Consider the following 21,029-nt stretch of genomic DNA (forward strand, 5'->3'; position numbering starts at 1 on the left):
CACGGGATCGCTATGGGCTAGGCCTGCGCGTCAGCGGCGCGGGCGGCCAAGGCGCGCTCCACGTCTGCCTTGGACTCCACCAGCAGTCGGCGCATGGCTGGGTGCTTCTGGCCGAGCGAGGCCAGGAAGCTGTCGGTCTGCGCCAGCGTCTGCTCGGAGACGTTCGAGCCGGGGTAGAAGCCCAGCACGATCTGCTTGGCCATTTCATGGGAGAAAGACTCCCACGTGGTGACCAGCAGGTCGAAGTACTGCTGCGCATATCCGGAAATCAGCTCGGAGTCGTGGGTGGTGTTGAAGCCTGCGATGACCGCGCTCTGCTGGTCGTTGGACAAATCCCCGCTGGTTGCGGCCGCGAACGCGGCGGCCTTGGCTTCCGCAGTGGGGCGCGCGGCGCGGGCGGTGTGCCAGGAGGCCTTGCCCTTGGCGGTGTCGTCGGCGGCGAGCACCGCGTCCAGCCCCGCGTCGTCCATGCGGCCGCCGGCGGACAGCGCGATGGCCAGCGCCCAGCGCAGATCGGTATCGACGGCTAGCCCGTCGAGCGCGGTGGAGCCGTCGAACAGCGCCTGCACCGTATCCAGCTGCGCGGCGGTGCGCGAGCGGTGGGCGAAGGCCTTGGCGAACTGCAGCTGCGCGTCGGATCCGGCTTCGGCCTCGGTGGCCAGCTCCCACAGCCGGTCGGCGGCGTGGATGCCGAGCTCCTGGCTGTGCTCTGCGGCCACGAAGGAATCCAGCGAGGTGTTCAGCTGGCGCAGCAGCACCATGATCACCGTCGAATCGACCTCGTGGCCGATGTTGTTCAGCAGCAGCTGGACGTAGGTGCGGGCCGGGGACTCCGCTTCGCGGACCGCATCCCAGGCGGCGGACCAGACCAGCGTGCGCGGCAGCGACTGCGCGAAGTCCTTCAGGTGCTCGGTCGCGGTGGCCAGCGAACGCTCGTCCAGGCGGATCTTGGTGTAGGTCAGGTCGTCGTCGTTCAGCAGCACCAGATCCGGGCGCGCCAGGCCGACCAGCGCCGGCACCTCGGTGAGCTCGCCGTCGATGTCCAGCTCCTCGCGGTGCACACGCTGCAACTTGCCCCCGGCGTCCAGCGAGTAGAAGCCCACGGCCAGGCGGTGCTGGCGCAGGGTCGGGTAGTCCGCGGCGGCGCTCTGGTGGATGGCGAAGTCGGTGATCACGCCGTTCTCATCCTCGGAGATCTGGGCGGTCAAGGTGTTCACGCCGGCGGTCTCCAGCCAGGATCCGCCCCAGTGGCTCAGGTCGCGGCCGCTGGCCGCTTCCAGCTCGCGCAGCAGGTCGGGCAGCTCGGTATTGCCCCAGGCATGCTTCGCAAAGTACTCGCGCACGCCGGCCATGAACTCCTCCTGGCCCACGAAGGCCACCAGCTGGCGGAGCACCGAGGCGCCCTTGGCGTAGGTGATGCCGTCGAAGTTGACCTCGACGTCTTCCAGGTCGTTGATCGGGGCCACGATCGGGTGGGTGGAGGGCAGCTGGTCCTGGCGGTAGGCCCAGTTCTTCTCCAGTGTGTTGAAGGTGGTCCAGGCGCTGGTGAACTCGGTGTTCTGCGCGGCGGCCAGCGTGGACATGAACTCGGCGAAGGATTCATTGAGCCACAGGTCGTTCCACCATTTCATGGTGACCAGGTCGCCGAACCACATGTGGGCCAGCTCGTGCAGGATGGTGATGGCGCGGCGTTCAACCATGGCGCCGGTGGGCCGGGAGCGGAAGACGTACTCTTCCAGGAAGGTCACCGCGCCCGCGTTCTCCATCGCTCCGGCGTTGAACTCAGGCACGAACAGCTGGTCGTACTTTTCGAACGGGTACGGGGTACCGAAGTTCTTCTCGTAGAATTCGAAGCCCTGGCGGGTGATGGTCACGATGTTCTCGACATCCAGGTACTCCATCAGCGAAGCGCGGGCGAACACGCCGAGTTCCACGGTGCGGCCGCTGGAGGAGACCAGCGAGTCGCGGGCCACCTGGTAGGGGCCGGCGATCAGCGCGGTGATGTAGCAGGAGATGCGCTGGGTCGGCGCGAAGTCCCAGGTTGCGGCCTCGCCCTTCTCGACCGGTTGCGGGGTCGGGGCGTTGGAGACGACGTTCCAGTACTTCGGCGCGGTCACCGAGAACTGGAAGGTGGCCTTCAAATCCGGCTGCTCGAAAACGGCGAACATGCGGCGGCAGTCGGCGACCTCGAACTGGGTGTAGAGGTAGACCTCCTGATCCACCGGGTCCACAAAGCGGTGCAGGCCTTCGCCGGTGTTCATGTACAACGCATCCGCGTCGATCACCAGGACGTTCTCAGCGGTCAGATTCGGCAACTGGATGCGGATGCCGTCGGCCACCTCGGCCGGGTCCAGCTCGACGCCGTTCAGGTTCACCGAACGCACGGTGTCGGTCACGGCGTCGATGAAGCTCGCGGCTCCCGGGGTCGCGGTGAATCGCACGGTGGTCTGCGAGGTGAACACGCGCTCGCCGCGGGTCAGGTCGAGATTCACCTCGTAGGACTCGACGTTGATCACGCTGGCGCGTTCGGCGGCCTCGGCGCGCGTGAGGTTCATTCCTGGCATGGGGGCTCCAATTTCTCGTGAGGCATCACCTCACCCGAAGTTCTGAAATGGATATTGAATATCTATGCCTATTGTGTCACCCGCCACCCGCCCCTCCGCAACCCCCGGGCCGGGGGAATCCGTATATTTCGCGTGTTTTTTCGGCGTCACCATTCTTAGTTCCCCGAATCGGGCGGTGACTTCACACAATTACCCGGAGCGCGACGCAATGCCTGCGGCGCGCGTGTTGGTCGCTAAGCTAGAAAAGACAGCAACAACCGTCCACAATGAATGAGGCTCCACACGATGCGCGTGCATATCGCCACCGACCATGCCGGTCTTGAACTCAGCGACTACTTGGTCAAGCACCTGACCGCTAAGGGCTACGAGATGGTCAACCATGGACCGAAGGCCTATGACGCGGAAGACGACTACCCGGCCTTCTGCATCAACGCGGCCAAGGCAGTGGTCGCCGACCAGCGTGCCGGCGTCGAAGCGCTGGGCATCGTACTGGGCGGTTCGGGCAACGGCGAGCAGATCGCCGCCAACAAGGTCGAGGGCATCCGCGCCGCACTGGCCTGGAACCTGGACACCGCCAAGCTGGCCCGCGAGCACAACGACGCCAACGTGATCGCCGTGGGCGGCCGCCAGCACACTGTGGAGGAAGCCGCCGAACTGATCGAGGCATTCCTGGCCGAGCCGTTCAGCGAAGCCGAGCGCCACGTTCGCCGCATCGGCAAGATCGCGACCTATGAAACCACCGGCGAGGTCATCGACTAGCCGTGCCCGAAGGACACTCCCTTCACCGTCTGGCCCGCCAATTCGACGACGTATTCGGCGGCCAGACGGTCCACGTTTCTTCCCCGCAGGGCCGCTTCGCCGTCGACGCGCAGCGCATCGACGGGTGCGAACTTGAATACGCGTTCGCCAAGGGCAAGCAGCTGTTCTGCCATTTCTCCAACGACCTGTACCTGCGGGTGCACCTGGGTCTCTACGGAGCCTTCAGCTTCGGCGGAGACAGCTACTTCACCGGCGCGTCATCCATCGGCGCCCCGCGGAAGATCGGTGAACGCGAAACCGCTTCGCCGCAGGACGCGGGGGAGTACTCCGGTCCGCCGGCTCCCGTGGGCGCCGTGCGCGCACGCATCGTGTCCGAGCACGGCTGGGCGGACTTGCGCGGCCCAACAGCCTGCGAGGTGCTGGACCACGAACAGGTGCAGGCCCAGTTGGCCAAATTGGGGCCGGACCCGTTGGTCGGTGCCGCCGTCAGGTTCCGGGCGGCTAAGGGCCAGGCGGATGCCGCCGAGGCGGACGCACGGCTGGATGAGTCCTACACGCTGTTCCGCGCGAACCTGTTGCGCACCAAGTCGCCGATCGGCATCGTGCTGATGAACCAAAACCTCATCAGCGGCGTCGGAAATATCTACCGCGCGGAAACGCTGTTCCGCAACCGGATTTCTCCCGATCTTCCGGCCAACGAGCTTTCGACCCGGGCCGCCAAGAAACTGTGGAACGACATCGTGGCGACGATGGAGGACGGCGTGCGCGACGGGAAGATCATCACGACCCGCCCCGAAGACCGTGATTCCGAAGGACTTCTCTGGCCGGATAATGCCTACTACGTTTACCAGCGCCAAGGGATGGGATGCAGGAAATGCACCGCGACGATCTCCCTCGCTGAGGTCGCCGCCAGGAAACTGTACTGGTGCCCCAAATGCCAGCGCCTGCCGCGCAAGCGCGCCGGTAAATAAGCATGCGCTGCGCCGGGAATTCGGATTTATTCTTTTAAATTCAAATTCCCGGCGTGTACTGTCTTTTCTGGGTGGCGCTCCGTGCTAGGCGAATGCACCCAAGTCGGAGACTGGTTTCCCGATTTGCAATGCCCAAGTTTTATGGTCTAGACTAGAACTTGTTCGAAGCGAAGTAGCTTCGAAATGGGGATGTAGCTTAATGGTAAAGCCTTAGTCTTCCAAACTAATGACGCGAGTTCGATTCTCGTCATCCCCTCCAGAGAAACCCCGCTCCGGCGGGGTTTTCGTTTATCCGGTAAGTGTCGCCCGTTGCTGGCCCTCGCTGGAATCCGAATCGCTGGCCATCTGCCTTCCCAGGACTTTCGCGGTAGGGCATCGGATTTCTGCGCTGGAACCCACGCGCATTGATTCGGCCTGACCGGCAAGGGGACTTCGATCTTGCCTGGCATCGAGAAAACCTGCGTCGCCCGCAAAATCTGGCCGAGGGCGATGATGATGCCAGGGTCGCGTGCCCAGAAATCCGATTCCGCGAGCAGCACGATGTCATGCCACGAGAAGTACGGCACTGCAAGATGCATGCTGCCTGGTCCGCTGGCAGTGAACTGCACCGGAACGCGGACCCAGTGGCCGCAGGGCGTCATGGGAGAGTCCGCGGCGGTGGCTGGCGCTTGGGCTGCCGCCTGTTGGGTTCAAGGGGGAAGGCTTGCCTGAATGCGGGAAGACCCGATGTTCGCGGAGCCGCTGGCGCCGGGAACGGCCCCAGCCGCTGAGGTGTGCCGGTCAACTTTCCTGCGCTGGTTCCCGTTGTTTCCAGCCCCTACGCCCCGACGGGAAGTTTTAGCGTCGAGAATTCCGCGTCTTTTCGCCCGTTGATGCGTCGATGGCTACGGCTTATGGTGTCGCCCTCCCGGGGCTCGCGAATAATAAATCTCCTGTTACTCAACTCACGTCGGGGTGGAATATACGTCAAAATCGAAGGTAATTCTCGGAAAATCCCCGGAAACACGCGGTTTCCCGGCGGTGCTGGGAGAGGGATCCTGATTTTGCATTTACCCCGAACCCGTGTATCTTTATTTCTTGTGGTCAGGCGCGGATAAACAAATCCAAACCTGAATTCACAAAGAGTTGGTTCAAGTGAGAAGCGATTTTCACAAGAATTCAACGGGGTGTAGCTCAGCTTGGCTAGAGCGCGCGCTTTGGGAGCGTGAGGTCGCAGGTTCGAATCCTGTCACCCCGACTCATGAACTAAGGATTCCGGTCTGGATGTACATGAAACTTGAGAGCTAAATATTATTTAGATCTTGTGATCTTCGGATGCTAGTGAAATAGACCCGAACTGCATCACAAACGATTAGTGGATACAGGAAAACGTCGGTTAGACTGATCACTGCTAATCGGGGTGTAGCTCAGCTTGGCTAGAGCGCGCGCTTTGGGAGCGTGAGGTCGCAGGTTCGAATCCTGTCACCCCGACTCTGTCGAACAACCCCGCAACGCCACCATGTTGCGGGGTTTTTTGCAGATTAGACCTAATTATTACAACTCAGGAGTACAACGCTGTGAAGAGCGCCGTCGAAAACGTCAACCCGACCCGGGTTAAGCTGACCGTTGAAGTTCCTTACGCAGAGCTGAAGCCCCGCGTCGATGAGGCGTACAAGACTATCGCTCAGCAGATCCAGATCCCAGGCTTCCGCAAGGGCAAGGTTCCTTCCCGCCTGATCGATCAGCGCGTTGGCCGGGGCTACGTCATCGAGACCGCGGTGAACGAGGGTCTGAACGAGTACTACCAGGCCGCCATGGTCGAGAACGAGCTCACCCCGCTGTCGCGCCCAGAGGTCGACATCACCGAGCTGCCTTCGATCGAGAAGGAAGGCGAAGGCCAGCTGGTCTTCACCCTGGAAGTTGACATCCGCCCGACTGTCGAGCTGCCTGACTACAAGGGCATCGAGGTTTCCGTTGAGGCCAAGGAAGTTTCCGACGAGGACATCGAGAAGGCTCTTGACGACCTGCGCGGCCGCTTCGGCACCCTGAAGGACGTCGAGGCTCCAGCAGCTGCCGATTCCTTCGTCACCATCGACCTGACCGCTTCGGTCGAGGGCGAAGAGGTCGACTCGGCTCAGGGCCTGTCCTACCAGATCGGCTCGGGCAACATGCTTGAGGGCATGGACGAGGCCATCACCGGCCTGTCCGCTGGCGAAGACGCAACCTTCGAGACCGAGCTGGCTGGCGGCGAGTACGCCGGCAAGCCTGCCACCGTCAAGGTTGTCGTGACCGCTGTGAAGCAGCGCGAACTGCCAGAAGCCAACGATGATTTCGCGCAGCTGGCTTCCGAGTTCGACACCATCGCCGAGTTGCGCGAGGACCTGAGCAAGTCCGCCGCCGAAGGCAAGATCGTCGAGCAGGGCGTTGAGGCCCGCGAGCTGGTCCTGGACAAGCTGCTGGAACTGGTTGAGGTTCCGGTGCCTGAGTCGGTTATCAACGAGCAGATCGAGCAGCACTTCGACCAGCCGAACGCCGAGGACGACCACGACACCGAAGAGCACCGTGCGGAAGTTCGCGAGAACACCGAGCGTGCCTTCAAGAACGAAATCATCCTGGACGCAGTTGCCAACGCCGAAGAGGTTGGCGTGGAGCAGTCCGAGCTGATCGACTACATCGTGCAGACCGCAGGCCAGTACGGCATGGAGCCGAACCAGTTCGCTCAGATGCTGGACGGCGCAGGCCAGGTTCCAATGCTGCTGGGCGAGGTTCGCCGCCGCAAGGCACTGGCAAAGGTCCTGGAGTACGCAACGGTCACCGACTCGAACGGTGCAGCTGTGGATCTGAGCTCCTTCGTGAAGCCAGCTGGCGAGGACGAAGCAGCAGAGGCTGAGGCCGAGTCCGAGGCAACCGAAGCCAAGTAGTCTTCACCCAAATCATTGATGGCCGTCGGCCAGCATGTGCAAACACGCTGGTTGACGGCCATTTTTGTTCGCTTCAGGCGTGCAGCATGCGCCGTGAGCGAAACAGGGGCATGAATCGCCCCATCGAGGACTTGAAGTAAGTAATCTGCAAGTAAACCAGTTGCAGCTTTGGGATTCGGACTTTGGATCCCAGAATCTGATCTACACGTTTGGAAGAGGTAGAGAACATGTCAAATGATTCGCGCACTCCCACCATGGCTACCGTTGACCCGGCAGGCCGTGAGGATTACATTTACAACCGCCTCCTCAAGGAGCGCATCATCTGGCTGGGCTCCGAGGTCCGCGACGACAATGCGAACGCCATCTGCTCGCAGCTGCTGCTGCTCTCGGCGGAGGACCCTGAGAAGGACATCTACCTGTACATCAACTCGCCAGGCGGCTCCATCACCGCGGGCATGGCGATCTACGACACCATGCAGTACATCCCGAACGACGTGGTGACCGTGGCCACCGGCCTGGCGGCCTCCATGGGCCAGTTCCTGCTGTCCTCCGGCACCCCGGGCAAGCGCTTCGCCACCCCGAACGCCCGCATCCTGATGCACCAGCCATCGGGCGGCATCGGCGGCACTGCCTCGGACATCAAGATCCAGGCTGAGCTGATCATGCACATGAAGAAGGTCATGAGCGAGCTGACCGCCGAGCAGACCGGCCAGACCGTGGAGCAGATCCTCATCGACAACCAGCGCGACAAGTGGTTCACCGCCGAGGACGGGCTGGCCTACGGCTTCTTCGACAAGATCGCCAAGCACGCCGGTTCCGTCACCGGTGGCGGCGGAGTCGAATCCTAAGCGCCGCACCCACTTGCTTGAATCACACAGACTTGTCCTAGGAGAACACCATGCACTTCAATCCTGAAGCCACCAGCGGCCAGATGCCTTCGGCCCGCTACATCCTGCCGCAGTTCGAAGAGCGTACCCCGTACGGCTTCAAGCGCCAGGACCCGTACGCCAAGTTGTTCGAAGACCGCATCATCTTCCTCGGCGCCCAGGTCGACGACGCCTCCGCGGATGACGTGATGGCCCAGCTGCTCGTCCTGGAATCGATGGACCCGGAGCGCGATGTCACCCTGTACATCAACTCCCCGGGCGGTTCGTTCACCGCGATGACCGCGATCTACGACACCATCCAGTTCATCCGCCCAGAGGTGCAGACCGTCTGCCTCGGCCAGGCCGCCTCGGCCGCGGCCGTGCTGCTGGCCGCCGGCACCCCGGGCAAGCGCCTGGCCCTGCCGAACGCCCGCGTGCTGATCCACCAGCCTGCCATGGGCGGCGGGGAGCGCGGCACCGCGACCGACCTGCAGATCCAGGCCGAAGAAGTCATGCGCATGCGCTCCTGGCTGGAGACCACCATCGCATCGCACTCGGGCCAGACCGTGGAGAAGGTCCGCGACGATGTGGAGCGCGACCTGTTCATGACGGCAGAAGAAGCGAAGGCCTACGGCATCGTGGACGAGGTCCTGACCCCGCGCAAGATCAACCGCGCGATGCTGGGGCACTAGTCCGAGCCGGGAATAATTGTTGAATACTGGCGGTTTACCTGAAATGTGGCTTTCACTCGAAAATGACTCATGACAGGTAAGCCGCCTTGTTCAGCTATTTCGGGGACTACCTAGCCTAGAATTAAGTAAGTCCAAAGCTACTGAAGGCAAATGGGAGAATGGTGCGATGGGACGTATGAGCGAGGGCTCGGACCTGTTGAAGTGCTCTTTCTGCGGAAAGAGTCAAAAACAGGTTAAGAAGCTGATTGCCGGGCACGGCGTCTACATCTGCACCGAGTGCATTGAGTTGTGCAATGAGATCATTGCCGAAGAATTTGCCGAAGAGCAAGTCAATGAGGAATTCTCCCTGCCCAAGCCGCGTGAGATCTTCGATTCGCTGCAGGAATACGTGATCGGCCAGGAGAATGCCAAGCGCGCCCTCTCCGTCGCCGTATACAACCACTACAAGCGGATCCATGGCAACCAGGAGCCTGCTCCGGTAGCCGCCCTGACCAACGACGACCCGCTGGGCGACGTCGAGGTCTCGAAGTCCAACATCATGCTCATCGGCCCTACCGGTTGCGGCAAGACCTACCTCGCCCAGTCGCTGGCCAAGAAGCTTAACGTGCCGTTCGCCGTCGCCGACGCCACCAGCCTGACCGAGGCCGGATATGTGGGCGAAGACGTCGAGAACATCCTGCTCAAGCTCATCCAGGCCGCGGACTACGACGTCAAGAAGGCCGAAACCGGCATCATCTACATCGACGAAATCGACAAGATCTCCCGCAAGAGCGAGAACCCGTCGATTACCCGCGACGTCTCGGGCGAGGGCGTGCAGCAGGCCCTGCTGAAGATCCTCGAAGGCACGGTCGCAGCGGTACCGCCGCAGGGCGGGCGCAAGCATCCGCACCAGGATTTCCTGCAGCTGGACACCACCAACATCCTGTTCATCGTCGCCGGCGCCTTCGCGGGCCTGGAAGAGATCATCTCCTCGCGAGCAGGTCGCAAGGGCATCGGCTTCGGCGCCCCGTTGACCGCGCTGAAGTCCGAGGTGGCCTCGTACTCCGACGTGCGGCCGGAAGACCTGCTGAAATTCGGCCTGATTCCGGAGTTTATCGGCCGCCTGCCGGTCATCACCACCGTCGAGCACCTCGACCGCGATGCGCTGGTGCGCGTGCTGACCGAGCCGAAGAACGCACTGGTCAAGCAGTACCAGAAGATGTTCCAGATGGACGGGGTGCAGCTGAGCTTCGAACAGCCGGCACTCGACGCCATCGCGGAACTGGCCATCGAACGCGAGACCGGAGCGCGCGGCCTGCGCGCCATCCTGGAAGAAACCCTGGCCGGGATCATGTTCGACCTGCCGAGCCGCGAGGACGTCGCCGAGGTCGTTGTGACCCGCGAAACCGTAATGGACGGCGCCGAACCAACCCTGCTGTCGCACGCAGTGGTGGCCAAGCGCAACAAGAAGTCCGCATAGTTCAGCCCATCATCAGCCTGCCGGGTTCCGGCAGGACACCCTAGGAAAGTTGGTAGTTCATGGCTTCGCGTCAGCATGTCGATTTCTGGTTTGACCCAATCTGCCCGTTCGCCTGGGCGACGAGCCGCTGGATCAAGGAAGTCGAAAAGGTCCGCGACATCGAGGTTTCCTGGAATGTCATGAGTCTCTCGGTGCTGAACGAAGGACGCGACCTGCCTGCCGACTACCGCGCGAAGATGGACGACTCGTGGGGCCCGGTCCGGGTCATCATGAAGGCCGCGCAGGAGCACGGCGACCAGGTCAAGGACCAGCTCTACACCGCCATGGGCGAGCTCTTCCACTACGAGAACCTGACCGACCGCGACGAAGTCATTGCGAAGGCACTGCAGCAGACCGGCCTGCCGGCCGAGCTCGCTGCAGCAGCCCGCACCGATCAGAACGACGACGCGCTGCGCGCCAGCCATGAAGTCGGCATCAGCAAGGTCGGCCAGGACGTTGGAACCCCGATCGTCGCCGTCGACGGGGTTGCCTTCTTCGGACCTGTCATCACCCGGGTTCCGAAGGGCGAAGAAGCCGGCAAGATGTTCGACGCGGCCGCCCAGTTGGCCGCCTTCCCGTACTTCTTCGAACTCAAGCGCTCGCGCACCGAAAGCCCGGTGTTCGACTAATTTATGCAGCTGCTTCAGGGACGTTCCGCTACGGAACGTCCCTGAAGCATTTAAAACGTCCCTGAAGCATTTAACCCGTCCGATCCATACCGATCACACAGGCAATGCCCGACGCGAAAACACGGAGGATTGCTAAGGTGGTGTAGTCAGGGCCGATTTTGGCCGGCTCCAGGAAGGACAAACCGTGCCTGAAACAATTTTCCGCTGGCGATCCGTCGCCGCGAGCGTAGTCTTGATCATCGGCCTGGTGCTCGCGCCGATCTCAATCGCCGGCTTGTGGGCGACCAAGTACGTGACCAACACCGACGGTTTCACCCAGACTCTGGCGCCGCTGGGCAAGAATCCGCAGCTGCAGGAGAATGTCTCCGGACAGATCTCCCAAGCGATTTCCAACCAGCTGCAGCTTGAAGAACGCATTGATTCGCTGACCGGCGACGGGTTCATCTCGAAGCTGGTGCCCAGTGGCCAGATCGCCGAAAAGGTGGACGGCATCGTCGGCGGCGCCGTGCACAACCTGGTGCAATCCAATCAGTTCGCCTCGTTGTGGGAATCCACCCTGCGCGCAAGCCATGCGAAAACCGTGGCGATCCTCTCCGGCAACAGCGCCTCCGTGGCCCTTGACGACGCGGGCGCCCTGACCTTCCAGCTCAGCGACGTGCTCGGCGAAGTAGTGTCCTCGCTGACGAACCTGGGCATCCCGGGGCTCGGCGCGGTGACGAATCTCGAGTGGGATGTGCAGATCATCCAAAGCGACGCGTTGCCGGCCGTGCAACGGGCCTATACGCTCATCGAAACCTACGGGCCCTGGCTGGTCTACGTTTCGGCGGGCTTGCTTATCGCCGCGGTCATCCTGAATCCGCGCTACGTGACCCGCGCGCTGATCGGCCTGGGGCTGGTGACCGGAGTCAGCGCCCTGGCCATGGCGACCCTGATTGCCGACTACACGGGGGAGCACCTGTTCTCGAATCTCGACCCCGCGGTCGCCGACCTGATCTACCACCAGGCCACCGGGTCGCTGACCGGCGCCCTGACCACAGTTGCAGTGGTTGCGGGAATCCTGGGCGCGTCCTCCTGGCCGATCTCCACGATCCTGCGCCGGCGGCAGGGGACGCAGCGGGAGCAAGTCAGCCGGACCCTGGCCGGACAGTAACAGCAGGCAAAACAAACGGCGGGCCGCCAGGGAAAAATTCCTGGCGGCCCGCCGTTTATTCTTACGGAGCCTAGGCTTCTTCGACCGGCGCCAACTCGACGTTGGCGACGGTCAGTTCACCGTCGGCCTCCACGAGGGTCAGCTCGCGGGCGTTGGCCGCGGACTTCAGGTCCTCGAAGCCTGCGCGCAGCTGAGCGATCTGTGCAGCCGGAGCATGCACCTCGCCGGAGAGCACCTCGGTGCGCTGCTTGACCTTCGCGTCCGACTTGGCCTTGCGGATGCCTGACAGGGCGGTGCCCACCAGCGGCAGCACCTCTGCGTCCGCATCGGCAATCGCCGCGGCCAGGTGGCCGGTGGTCGGCCACTGGGCCTGGTGCACCGAACCGGCACGCCACCAGCCCCAGACCTCTTCGGTCGCGAACGGCAGGAACGGGGCGAACAAACGCAGCACCGAATCCAAGGTGGTGGCCAAGGTGGCCAGCACGCTGGCCTGCTGCGCTTCGCCGTGTCCGCCGTAGGCGCGGTCCTTGACCAGTTCCACGTAGTCGTCGGTGAACGACCAGAAGAAGGACTCGGTGATGTCCAGGGCACGGGCGTAGTCGTAGTTCTCGAACGCACGCTGGGCGTCGCCGATCACCGTCGACAGGCGGGTCAGCAGCGAGTGGTCCAGGCCGTTGATGACCACGGAGGCGTCATCGGTCAGCACGTTGGCCTCGGTGGCGCCCAGGTTCAGCACGAACTTCGACGCGTTCAGGATCTTGATGGCCAGGCGGCGGCCGATCTTCATCTGGTTGATCTCATACGCGGTGTCCGCGCCGAGCTTCGCGCTGGCGGCCCAGTAGCGGACGGCGTCCGCGCCGAACTTGTCCAGCACGTCGTTCGGGACCACCACATTGCCCTTGGACTTGGACATCTTCTTGCGGTCCGGATCCAGGATCCAGCCGGAGATCGCGGCGTGCTTCCACGGGATGTCGCCGTGCAGCGCATCGGCACGGACCGCGGTGGAGAACAGCCAGGTGCGGATGATGTCGTGGCCCTGCGGGCGCAGGTCGAACGGGTAGACCTTCGAGAAGAACTCGTCGTCGCGGCCCCAACGGCCGACAATCTGCGGGGTCAGCGAGCTGGTGGCCCAGGTGTCCAGCACGTCGGCGTCGCCGATGAAGCCATTGGCCTGACCGCGCTGCGCCTCGGTGTAGCCTGCCGGGGCGTCGGCGGCCGGGTCGACCGGCAGCTGCGAGACCTCGGGCAGGATCGGGGCGTCGTAGTTCGGCTCGCCGTGCTCGTCGACCGGGTACCAGACCGGCACCGGCACGCCGAAGAAGCGCTGGCGGGAGACCAGCCAGTCGCCGTTCAGGCCTGAAACCCAGTTCTCGTAGCGCGAGCGCATGAAGGACGGGTGGAAGTCGATCTGCTGGCCGCGCTCGATCATGCGGGCGCGGCGGTCCTCGTCGCGGCCGCCGTTGCGGATGTACCACTGGCGCGAGGTGACGATTTCCAGGGGCTTGTCGCCCTTTTCGAAGAAGTTCACCGGGCGGGAGATCTTCTTCGGCTCGCCGTCCAGCAGGCCCGCCTCGGTCAGCAGCTCGACCATGGCCTCCTTGGCGGAGAACGAGGTCTTGCCGGCGATCTTGGCGTAGGTTTCCTTGCCTGCCTCGGAGGTGATCCATTCCGGGGTGTCGGCCAGGATGCGGCCGTCGCGGCCGATGATCGGGCGGGTCGGCAGCTGCAGCTCGCGCCACCAGGTCACGTCGGTCAAGTCGCCGAAGGTGCAGACCATCGCGATGCCCGAACCCTTGTCGGCCTGGGCCAGCGGGTGCGGGTAGACGGTGACCGGAACGCCGAACAGCGGAGAGGTGACGGTCTTGCCGAACAGGTGCTGGTAGCGCTCGTCATCAGGGTGCGCGACCAGGCCGGCGCAGGCCGCCAGCAGCTCGGGGCGGGTGGTCTCGATGAAGACCTGCTCGCCGGACTCGGTGGTGAACCCGTAGCGGTAGTAGGCGCCGGGCATCTCGCGGTCCTCGAGCTCGGCCTGGGCCACTGCGGTGCGGAAGGTGACGTCCCACAGGGTCGGGGCCTCGGCCATGTAGGCGTCGCCCTTGGCCAGGTTCTCCAGGAAGCCGCGCTGCGACACCGCACGCGAGTTGTCATCGATGGTGCGGTAGGTCATGCGCCAGTCAACGGACAGGCCCAGGGTGGTGAACAGCTGCTCGAAGACCTTCTCGTCCTCGACGGCCAGCTCTTCGCAGATCTCGATGAAGTTCTTGCGGCCGATGACATCCCAGTCGCGCTGGTTCTTCGCCGGCTTCTCCGGCGGGCGGTAGCCCTCGATGTACGGCTTGGTCGGGTCGCAGCGGACGCCGAAGTAGTTCTGCACGCGGCGCTCGGTCGGCAAGCCGTTATCGTCCCAACCCATCGGGTAGAACACGTTCTTGCCGTTCATGCGCTGGTAGCGGGCCAGCACGTCGGTCTGCGTGTAGGAGAACATGTGTCCTACGTGCAGTGAACCGGACGCGGTTGGCGGGGGAGTGTCGATGGAGTAGACGGCCTCGCGGGTCGTGTCCTCGTTGAAGTGATAGGTGCCCTCGGTGCGCCACCGGGACGAGAGACGTTCTTCCAAGCCTTCCAAAGCCGGCTTGTCAGGAACGGAAACCGTTGCGGGCGTGTCTGTGCCCAAGTTTTCTTCTGCCATGGCTTCATTCTTTCACGTTTTATCCGGGCCGCGCTCATCCGTGTCCATGGTTTGCCCCACGTCGGACGGGCGAGGGGCGGGAACCGACAAGCTTGCCTGCATGCCCATAGGCAGCGCCGCGCGCACGGCGTACCATCGGTTCCATGATCGAGCATCGCGCCCCCGTGATTCCGCCGCCGGTCGTTGTTGCCGCCGCCCTCGCGGCCCAGCGCCGGTTGGCCGGTCGACGCCGTGGCGGCCCGGTGTCCACCACGGCCGCCGGGGTGCTGCTGGCCGCCAGCGCTGGCATTTCGGTGTGGGCGGACCTCGGGTTCGGCGCCGCCAAGACCTCCATCAACCCCCTGCATCCCGAGAAGAGCAGCACGCTGGTCGTCTCCGGCGCGAATTCCATCAGCCGCAACCCGATGTATCTGGGCATGGTGGGCGCGGTGACAGCCCATGCGCTGTGGCGCGGTTCGTTCCGCGCACTGCTTCCTGCCGTCGGCGTCGCCCTCTGGCTGGACCGCTTGCAGATCCCCGCCGAGGAGGAAGCGCTGCAGGCCAAGTACGGGCAGGCCTATGCGGACTACACGAACCGCGTCCCGCGCTGGATCCAGCTGCCTTCCACCCTCATCTGGCTGGCCAGCCGCGACCGGTTGCGCATCGCCGGCTGAATCCCGTACCGGCCGCAAGCCGCGTGATTCGGGTGTCCGCGGATCATATGATGTGGGTATGGCACCTTTCACCGGCCTGTCTGGGCACGAACTGTTCATCTTCGGCTACGGATCGCTTGTCTCATCCGCTTCGGTTTCACGCACGCTCCGGCGCGAGATCCAGCAGCAGCACATGCCGCTGGCACTGCTGCACGGCTTCGCGCGCGACTGGGAAATCAGGGTGCCCATCGTCTTCGACGACGGCCACGCCTGCAACGGCCAATTCCTGGACATCAGCCCGCAGCCCGATGCGACAGTCAACGGCGTGCTGATCCCGGTCACCGAAGGGGAACTGGAGATGCTCAGCCGCCGCGAGGCGCAATACGACGCCGTCGAGGTCGGCGCCCGGATCCAGCCGGCCCTGGCACCCGGTGCCAAGGTCCTCGCCTTCCAGGGCCGCCACGAATTCCGCCGGCACACCCCGCAGGTGGCCAGCTACCGTCCCTACAGCTACCGATCCCTGGTCGAAACAGCCGTGCTCAGCCGCGGGGAGGACTTCCTGGCCCAGTTCCATGCCATGACGAAACCCGCAACGGTCAACGAGTACCAGGGCGGCTACCGTTTCGCCGATCCTGCCCAGGAACTCGCCGCCCGGCCGCTGGCCGGCTGAGGAAAGAAAAATTCACGGCTTACCTCGGGTTCGGCGCGAAGTTCTAAACTAAACCCATGACTATTTGGGAAAACACCTCGTCCAACCGTTCGGCCGTCGTCACCGGGGCATCCTCCGGCATCGGGCAGGCCACCGTCCGCGCACTGCGTGCGCAGGGATGGACAGTCTTCGCCGTGGCCCGCCGCGCGGAACGCCTGGAAGCGCTCGCCCAGGAAACCGGCGCCATCGCCATTCCCGCAGACGTCAGCAACCAGACCGACGTCGACTCGCTGGCTCTGGCCGTGGCCGAGCACGGGGGAGCTGACACCCTGATCAACGTGGCCGGCGGCGCCCGCGGCACCGACTACTGGGCCGACGCGGTGGACGAGGACTGGGAGTTCATGCTGCAGTCAAATGTCATGGGAACCATGCGGCTGACCCGCGCCCTGCTGCCCTCGCTGCGCAAGGTGCACGGCACCGTCCTGAACCTGACCTCCACCGCAGCCCTGGCCAGCTATGAAGGCGGCAGCGGCTACAACGCGGCCAAGGCCGCGCAGAGCGCCATGACCCAGGCCCTGCGCCTCGAGGAGGTGGAGCACGGCATCCGCGTCATCGAGGTGCTTCCCGGCCTGGTGCAGACCGAGGAATTCTCGCTGCGCCGGCTGGGCAACCAGCAGGCGGCGGACAACGTCTATGCAGGGGTCGAACAGCCGCTCACCGCCGACGACGTGGCCGAGGTGATCCGCTACGCGGTCAGCGCCCCGGCCCACGTGAACCTGGACCAGATCGTCATCCGTCCGCAGGCCCAGGCCGCCAACCACAAGCTGATCCGCACGGGCAACTAGCAGCCCGCCGTTTCTGGCAAGGAGCCACCATGAGCAGCACTCCCGAGGTCATCCACGTGGTGGCCGCCTCCCACGGAACCGACAACCCCGACGGCCAGCGGCTGATCAACCACCTGCGCGGCCAGCTCGAAGTGCTGGCCGCCGGCTGGCTGCCCGAGCTGCGCTGGCACGAGGCCTATGTGGACGTGCAGCGCCCTTCCCTGCCCGAGGTCCTCGATGGCCTGCCCACCGGCGAGCCTGCCGTGGTGCTGCCGCTGCTGGTGGCCGACGGCGTGCACACCACGCAGGATGTCGCCCAGGCCGTCGCCTCCCGGGAGCACACCGTCGCCGCTAAGCCGCTGGGCCCGCTGCCGCAGCTCGCCCGGGTGCTCGCACAGCGCGCCCAGGGTCACCTGGATGACAACCCGCAGGTGATCCTGGCCGCGGCCGGGACCCGGCTGGAAGTCGGCCAGCGGCAGGTCGTCGAGCTCGCCGGGCAGCTCGGGAACCTGCTGGAGCGCGAAGTCCAGGTGGCCTACTGCGCCGGGGCGCAGCCGAACGTCCTGCAGGCTGTCGCCGAGGCGGGCACCCGCCCGGTGCTGCTGCTCAGCGTCCTGCTGGCCGACGGCTACTTCCAGGACAAGCTGGCTAGCACGGGAGCCGCGGTGGTGACAAGGCCGCTGTTGCCGGACGTAACGATCGCAGAATGTTTCCTCGTGCGACTGAAATCTGCGCTTGAAACCGCCGGTTTCATGACGCCGCATGACGAAGTTCGACCTCTCTAGGCCTCGCGTGTTCATGTGACATCCGGCGGTTGCCAGCGCCCGGGGGCGGTTTTCTACGCTGGATCACATGACGCAGACAACCACACCGGCCCGGCCCCAGCGGGCGGCCAAGCCCAATGGCCAATGGAAGATCGACGGCACCACCCCGCTGAACGCGAACGAGGAAATGAAGGCCGCGGACAACGGCCTGAACGTCCGGGCGCGGATCGAAGAGATCTACGCCGTGCAGGGCTTCGATTCAATCGATCCCGAGGACCTGCACGGCCGCTTCCGCTGGTGGGGCCTGTACACCCAGCGCGCCCAGGGCATCCCGGGCGGAAAGACCGCCACGCTGAGCCCCGAAGAGCTCGAAGACCGCTTCTTCATGCTGCGGGTGCGCATCGACGGAGGCGCGCTGACCACGCAGCAGCTGCGGGTGATCGGGGGCATCTCCACCGACTTCGCCCGCGACACCGCAGACTTCACCGACCGCCAGAACATCCAGCTGCACTGGGTTGACGTGGTGGACGTGCCGGAAATCTGGCGCCGGCTGGAATCCGTCGGACTGCACACCACCGAGGCCTGCGGCGACGTGCCGCGCGTCATCCTCGGTTCCCCGGTCGCGGGCATCGCCGCCGAGGAGATCATCGACCCGAGCCCGGTCATCGCCGAGATCTCCCGCCGCTACATCGGCAACCCGGAGTTCGCGAATCTGCCGCGCAAGTTCAAGACCGCCATCTCCGGGCATCCCAGCCAGGACGTCGTGCACGAAATCAACGACATCGCGTTGATCGGCATCGAGCACCCGCAGCTGGGCCCGGGCTACGACCTCTGGGTGGGCGGCGGACTGTCCTCCAACCCGCGGCTGGGCGAACGCCTGGGCGCCTTCGTCACCCAGGAGCAGGCCCCGGACGTCTGGGAGGGCGTGACCTCCATCTTCCGCGACTACGGCTACCGCCGGCTGCGCAACCGGGCCCGGCTGAAGTTCCTGCTGGCCGACTGGGGAACCGAGAAGTTCCGCAAGGTCCTTGAGGAAGAATACCTGGGCTACGCGCTGCCGAACATCGGACCCGGCCCGCAGCCTGCCACCGCCGGGGACCACTCGGGGGTGCACCCGCAGAAGGACGGCAAGTTCTTCATCGGGCTCACCGCGGAAGCCGGACGCTCCTCCGGCACCACGCTGACCGCCCTGGCCGACCTGCTCGAAGCCCACGGCTCCACCCGGCTGCGCACCACCCCGCACCAGAAGGTCATCGCCCTGGACATCGCCGAGGAGCAGGTCAAGGACTTCGTGGGCGGCGCCCGCACGCTGGGCCTGGAAGCCTATCCGGGGCTGCTTCGCCGCTCGGCCATCGCCTGCACCGGCATCGAATACTGCAAGCTGGCCATCGTGGACACCAAGAACACCACCATCGACGCGGTGCGCGAGATCGAATCCCGGCTCGCCGACCACAACGGCAAGCTGCCCAAGGCGTTGTCCCTGCACGTGAACGGCTGCCCGAACTCCTGCGCCCGGGTGCAGACCGCCGACCTGGGTTTCAAGGGCCAGCTGATCACCAACGACGCCGGGGAACAGGTTTCCGGGTTCCAGGTGCACCTGGGCGGCACGCTGGCCGGGTTCGAGAACGGCGAAGCCACCCTGGGCCGCACCGTGCGCGGCCTGAAGGTCGCCGCCCACGAGCTGCCCGACTACGTCGAACGCGTGGTGAAGAACTACTCCGTCCTGGCCGAAGACGGCGAATCCTTCGCCGCCTGGGCGCACCGGGCCGCCGAGGAGGACCTGTCATGAGCACCCGAACCCTGAAGACCGAGGACGAGCTGCGCGCCATCGCCGCGCTCGGAGCCACGGAGCTGGGCTGGGACGCCGGCGCCGCGCAGGTGGTCGAGTTCGCCGCCCGCCACCTGGAGGTGTCCGAGATCGCGGTGGCCTGCTCCATGGCCGACGCGGTGCTGCCGCACCTGGTCGCCCGGCAGCTGCCCGGGGTGGACGTGCTCTTCCTGGACACCGGCTACCACTTCACCGAAACACGCATCACCCGCGACGAGGTCGCCGAAAGGCTTCCGGTCAGAGTGGTGGACGTGCTGCCCGAACTCACCGTGGCGCAGCAGGACGAAGAATACGGCAAGGACCTGTTCGCCCGCGACGCGGCCGCCTGCTGCAAGCTGCGCAAGATGGACCCGCTAAAGCGTGCCCTGTCCGGCTACGGCGCCTGGTTCACCGGGGTCCGCCGCGACGAGGCCCTTACCCGCAGCAACACCCCGCTGGTGTCCTTCGACGAAACCCATGGGCTGCTCAAGTTCAACCCGGTGGCGACCTGGAGCTTCGATCAGCTGATCGGCTACGCCACCGAACACCAGGTCCCGGTGAACCTGCTGCTGGCCCACGGCTACCCGTCCATCGGCTGCGAGCCTTGCACCCGGCCCGTCGCCGAGGGAGAGGACCCGCGCGCCGGACGCTGGGCCGGCCTGTCCAAAACCGAATGCGGCATCCACATCTAACTTTTGAAGGACCTCCCCATGAGCCTCACCGCTACCGCCCCGACCGGCACCCAGCGCAGCGTCCTGGACGCCCTGGAAGCCGAATCCATCCACATCATCCGCGAGGTGCTCGCCGAATTCGAGAAGCCCGGACTGCTCTTCTCCGGAGGCAAGGACTCCGTGGTGGTGCTGCACCTGCTGGCCAAGGCCGTCTACCCGGGCCGCGTGCCGATCCCCGTGGTGCACATCGACACCGGCCACAACTTCGGCGAGGTGCTGAACTTCCGCGATGCCGTGGTCGAGAAATACGGCCTGAACCTGGTGGTCGGCTCCGTGCAGGAGTACATCGACCGCGGCGAGCTGGCCGAACTGCCCGACGGCACCCGCAACCGGCTGCAGACCCGGGTGCTGCTTGACACCATCGAATCCAACGGCTTCGACGTGGTCTTCGGCGGGGCCCGCCGCGACGAGGACAAGGCCCGCGCCAAGGAGCGCATCCTGTCCCTGCGCGACGAGTTCGGCGTCTGGGATCCGCGCAACCAGCGCCCGGAAATCTGGAACCTGTACAACGGCCGCCACGAGCCTGGCTGGCACGTGCGCGCCTTCCCGATCTCCAACTGGACCGAACGGGACATCTGGGCCTACATCCAGCGCGAGAACATCGCGCTTCCCTCCATCTACTTCGCCCACCAGCGCCAGGTCTTCGAACGCGACGGCATGTGGCGGGCGGTCACCGCGGTCAGCCAGCCCGAACCGGCCGAACAGGTCGTTGTCCGCCAGGTGCGCTACCGCACCGTGGGGGATGCCAGCTGCACCGGCGCGGTGCTTTCCGCCGCTGACACCGTGGAGAAGGTGCTGGACGAGCTGGCCGTGGCCACGCTGACCGAACGCGGCGCCACCCGCGCCGACGACAGAATTTCCGCCGCGGGCATGGAAGACCGCAAGACCGAAGGGTACTTCTAAG

At 64.7% G+C, this 21,029-nt stretch carries 17 protein-coding genes and 3 tRNA genes; 18 read left to right on the plus strand and 2 right to left on the minus strand.

Annotation, left to right across the window (positions count from 1 at the left end; all coding sequences use genetic code 11):
• Positions 1-17 precede the first annotated feature (17 nt).
• Positions 18-2,564 carry an aminopeptidase N gene (gene pepN / locus ATC04_RS08425; protein WP_047119310.1) on the minus strand — a complete coding sequence of 849 codons (2,547 nt, stop codon included), beginning with the start codon at positions 2,562-2,564 and terminating at the stop codon, positions 18-20.
• Positions 2,565-2,849: 285 nt separating this feature from the next.
• Here pepN and ATC04_RS08430 point away from each other — a divergent pair, with 285 nt between their 5' ends.
• From ATC04_RS08430 to ATC04_RS08480, 11 genes are all read left to right on the plus strand, one after another.
• Positions 2,850-3,323: a ribose-5-phosphate isomerase gene (locus ATC04_RS08430; protein ID WP_047119309.1), complete on the plus strand. Its 474-nt coding sequence runs from the start codon at positions 2,850-2,852 to the stop codon at positions 3,321-3,323.
• A 2-nt stretch (positions 3,324-3,325) separates the two neighbouring features.
• Positions 3,326-4,294 (plus strand): DNA glycosylase, encoded by a 969-nt coding sequence (locus ATC04_RS08435; RefSeq protein ID WP_047119308.1) that lies wholly within the window; start codon positions 3,326-3,328, stop codon positions 4,292-4,294.
• A gap of 185 nt (positions 4,295-4,479) precedes the next feature.
• Positions 4,480-4,553 (plus strand) — tRNA-Gly (locus ATC04_RS08440).
• A 903-nt stretch (positions 4,554-5,456) separates the two neighbouring features.
• Positions 5,457-5,531: transfer RNA gene (locus ATC04_RS08445), tRNA-Pro, on the plus strand.
• Positions 5,532-5,689: 158 nt separating this feature from the next.
• Positions 5,690-5,764 (plus strand) — tRNA-Pro (locus tag ATC04_RS08450).
• A gap of 86 nt (positions 5,765-5,850) precedes the next feature.
• Positions 5,851-7,194 (plus strand): trigger factor, encoded by a 1,344-nt coding sequence (gene tig / locus ATC04_RS08455; RefSeq protein ID WP_047119307.1) that lies wholly within the window; start codon positions 5,851-5,853, stop codon positions 7,192-7,194.
• Positions 7,195-7,448: 254 nt separating this feature from the next.
• On the plus strand, positions 7,449-8,042 hold the full coding sequence (locus ATC04_RS08460) for an ATP-dependent Clp protease proteolytic subunit (RefSeq protein WP_047120760.1): 594 nt from the start codon (positions 7,449-7,451) through the stop codon (positions 8,040-8,042).
• A 50-nt stretch (positions 8,043-8,092) separates the two neighbouring features.
• Positions 8,093-8,752: an ATP-dependent Clp protease proteolytic subunit gene (locus ATC04_RS08465; RefSeq protein ID WP_047119306.1), complete on the plus strand. Its 660-nt coding sequence runs from the start codon at positions 8,093-8,095 to the stop codon at positions 8,750-8,752.
• 166 nt (positions 8,753-8,918) lie between these two features.
• Complete coding sequence (gene clpX / locus ATC04_RS08470; RefSeq protein WP_047119305.1) at positions 8,919-10,211, plus strand: ATP-dependent Clp protease ATP-binding subunit ClpX; 1,293 nt, start codon at positions 8,919-8,921, stop codon at positions 10,209-10,211.
• A 59-nt stretch (positions 10,212-10,270) separates the two neighbouring features.
• On the plus strand, positions 10,271-10,879 hold the full coding sequence (locus ATC04_RS08475; RefSeq protein ID WP_047119304.1) for a DsbA family protein: 609 nt from the start codon (positions 10,271-10,273) through the stop codon (positions 10,877-10,879).
• Between the two features lie 184 nt (positions 10,880-11,063).
• Complete coding sequence (locus tag ATC04_RS08480; protein ID WP_060617006.1) at positions 11,064-12,029, plus strand: hypothetical protein; 966 nt, start codon at positions 11,064-11,066, stop codon at positions 12,027-12,029.
• 70 nt (positions 12,030-12,099) lie between these two features.
• Here ATC04_RS08480 and valS read toward each other — a convergent pair whose 3' ends face one another.
• Positions 12,100-14,718: a valine--tRNA ligase gene (gene valS, locus ATC04_RS08485; RefSeq protein WP_047119302.1), complete on the minus strand. Its 2,619-nt coding sequence runs from the start codon at positions 14,716-14,718 to the stop codon at positions 12,100-12,102.
• A 143-nt stretch (positions 14,719-14,861) separates the two neighbouring features.
• On the opposite strand from valS, the gene ATC04_RS08490 reads away from it, so the two are divergent.
• The 7 genes from ATC04_RS08490 to cysD all read left to right on the plus strand — a co-directional run bounded on the left by ATC04_RS08490 (position 14,862) and on the right by cysD (position 21,028).
• Positions 14,862-15,371: an isoprenylcysteine carboxylmethyltransferase family protein gene (locus ATC04_RS08490; RefSeq protein ID WP_047119301.1), complete on the plus strand. Its 510-nt coding sequence runs from the start codon at positions 14,862-14,864 to the stop codon at positions 15,369-15,371.
• A gap of 58 nt (positions 15,372-15,429) precedes the next feature.
• Positions 15,430-16,020: a gamma-glutamylcyclotransferase family protein gene (locus ATC04_RS08495; RefSeq protein ID WP_047119300.1), complete on the plus strand. Its 591-nt coding sequence runs from the start codon at positions 15,430-15,432 to the stop codon at positions 16,018-16,020.
• Between the two features lie 56 nt (positions 16,021-16,076).
• Entirely contained in the window at positions 16,077-16,844 is a 768-nt protein-coding gene (locus ATC04_RS08500) for an SDR family oxidoreductase (RefSeq protein WP_047119299.1), read from the plus strand.
• 29 nt (positions 16,845-16,873) lie between these two features.
• A complete protein-coding gene (locus ATC04_RS08505) occupies positions 16,874-17,608 on the plus strand; it encodes a CbiX/SirB N-terminal domain-containing protein (RefSeq protein WP_047119298.1) in 735 nt (244 codons plus the stop codon).
• Between the two features lie 67 nt (positions 17,609-17,675).
• Positions 17,676-19,376: a nitrite/sulfite reductase gene (locus ATC04_RS08510; RefSeq protein ID WP_047119297.1), complete on the plus strand. Its 1,701-nt coding sequence runs from the start codon at positions 17,676-17,678 to the stop codon at positions 19,374-19,376.
• On the plus strand, positions 19,373-20,086 hold the full coding sequence (locus ATC04_RS08515) for a phosphoadenylyl-sulfate reductase (protein WP_047119296.1): 714 nt from the start codon (positions 19,373-19,375) through the stop codon (positions 20,084-20,086). The genes ATC04_RS08510 and ATC04_RS08515 overlap by 4 nt, the downstream gene beginning before the upstream one ends.
• An 18-nt stretch (positions 20,087-20,104) precedes the next feature.
• The gene (gene cysD / locus ATC04_RS08520) at positions 20,105-21,028 is read left to right on the plus strand and encodes a sulfate adenylyltransferase subunit CysD (RefSeq protein WP_047119295.1); all 924 of its coding nucleotides are present in this window, start codon (positions 20,105-20,107) and stop codon (positions 21,026-21,028) included.
• Position 21,029 lies beyond the last annotated feature (1 nt).

It is taken from the genome of Arthrobacter sp. YC-RL1 (genome assembly GCF_001454985.1).
GTDB lineage: Bacteria > Actinomycetota > Actinomycetes > Actinomycetales > Micrococcaceae > Glutamicibacter > Glutamicibacter soli.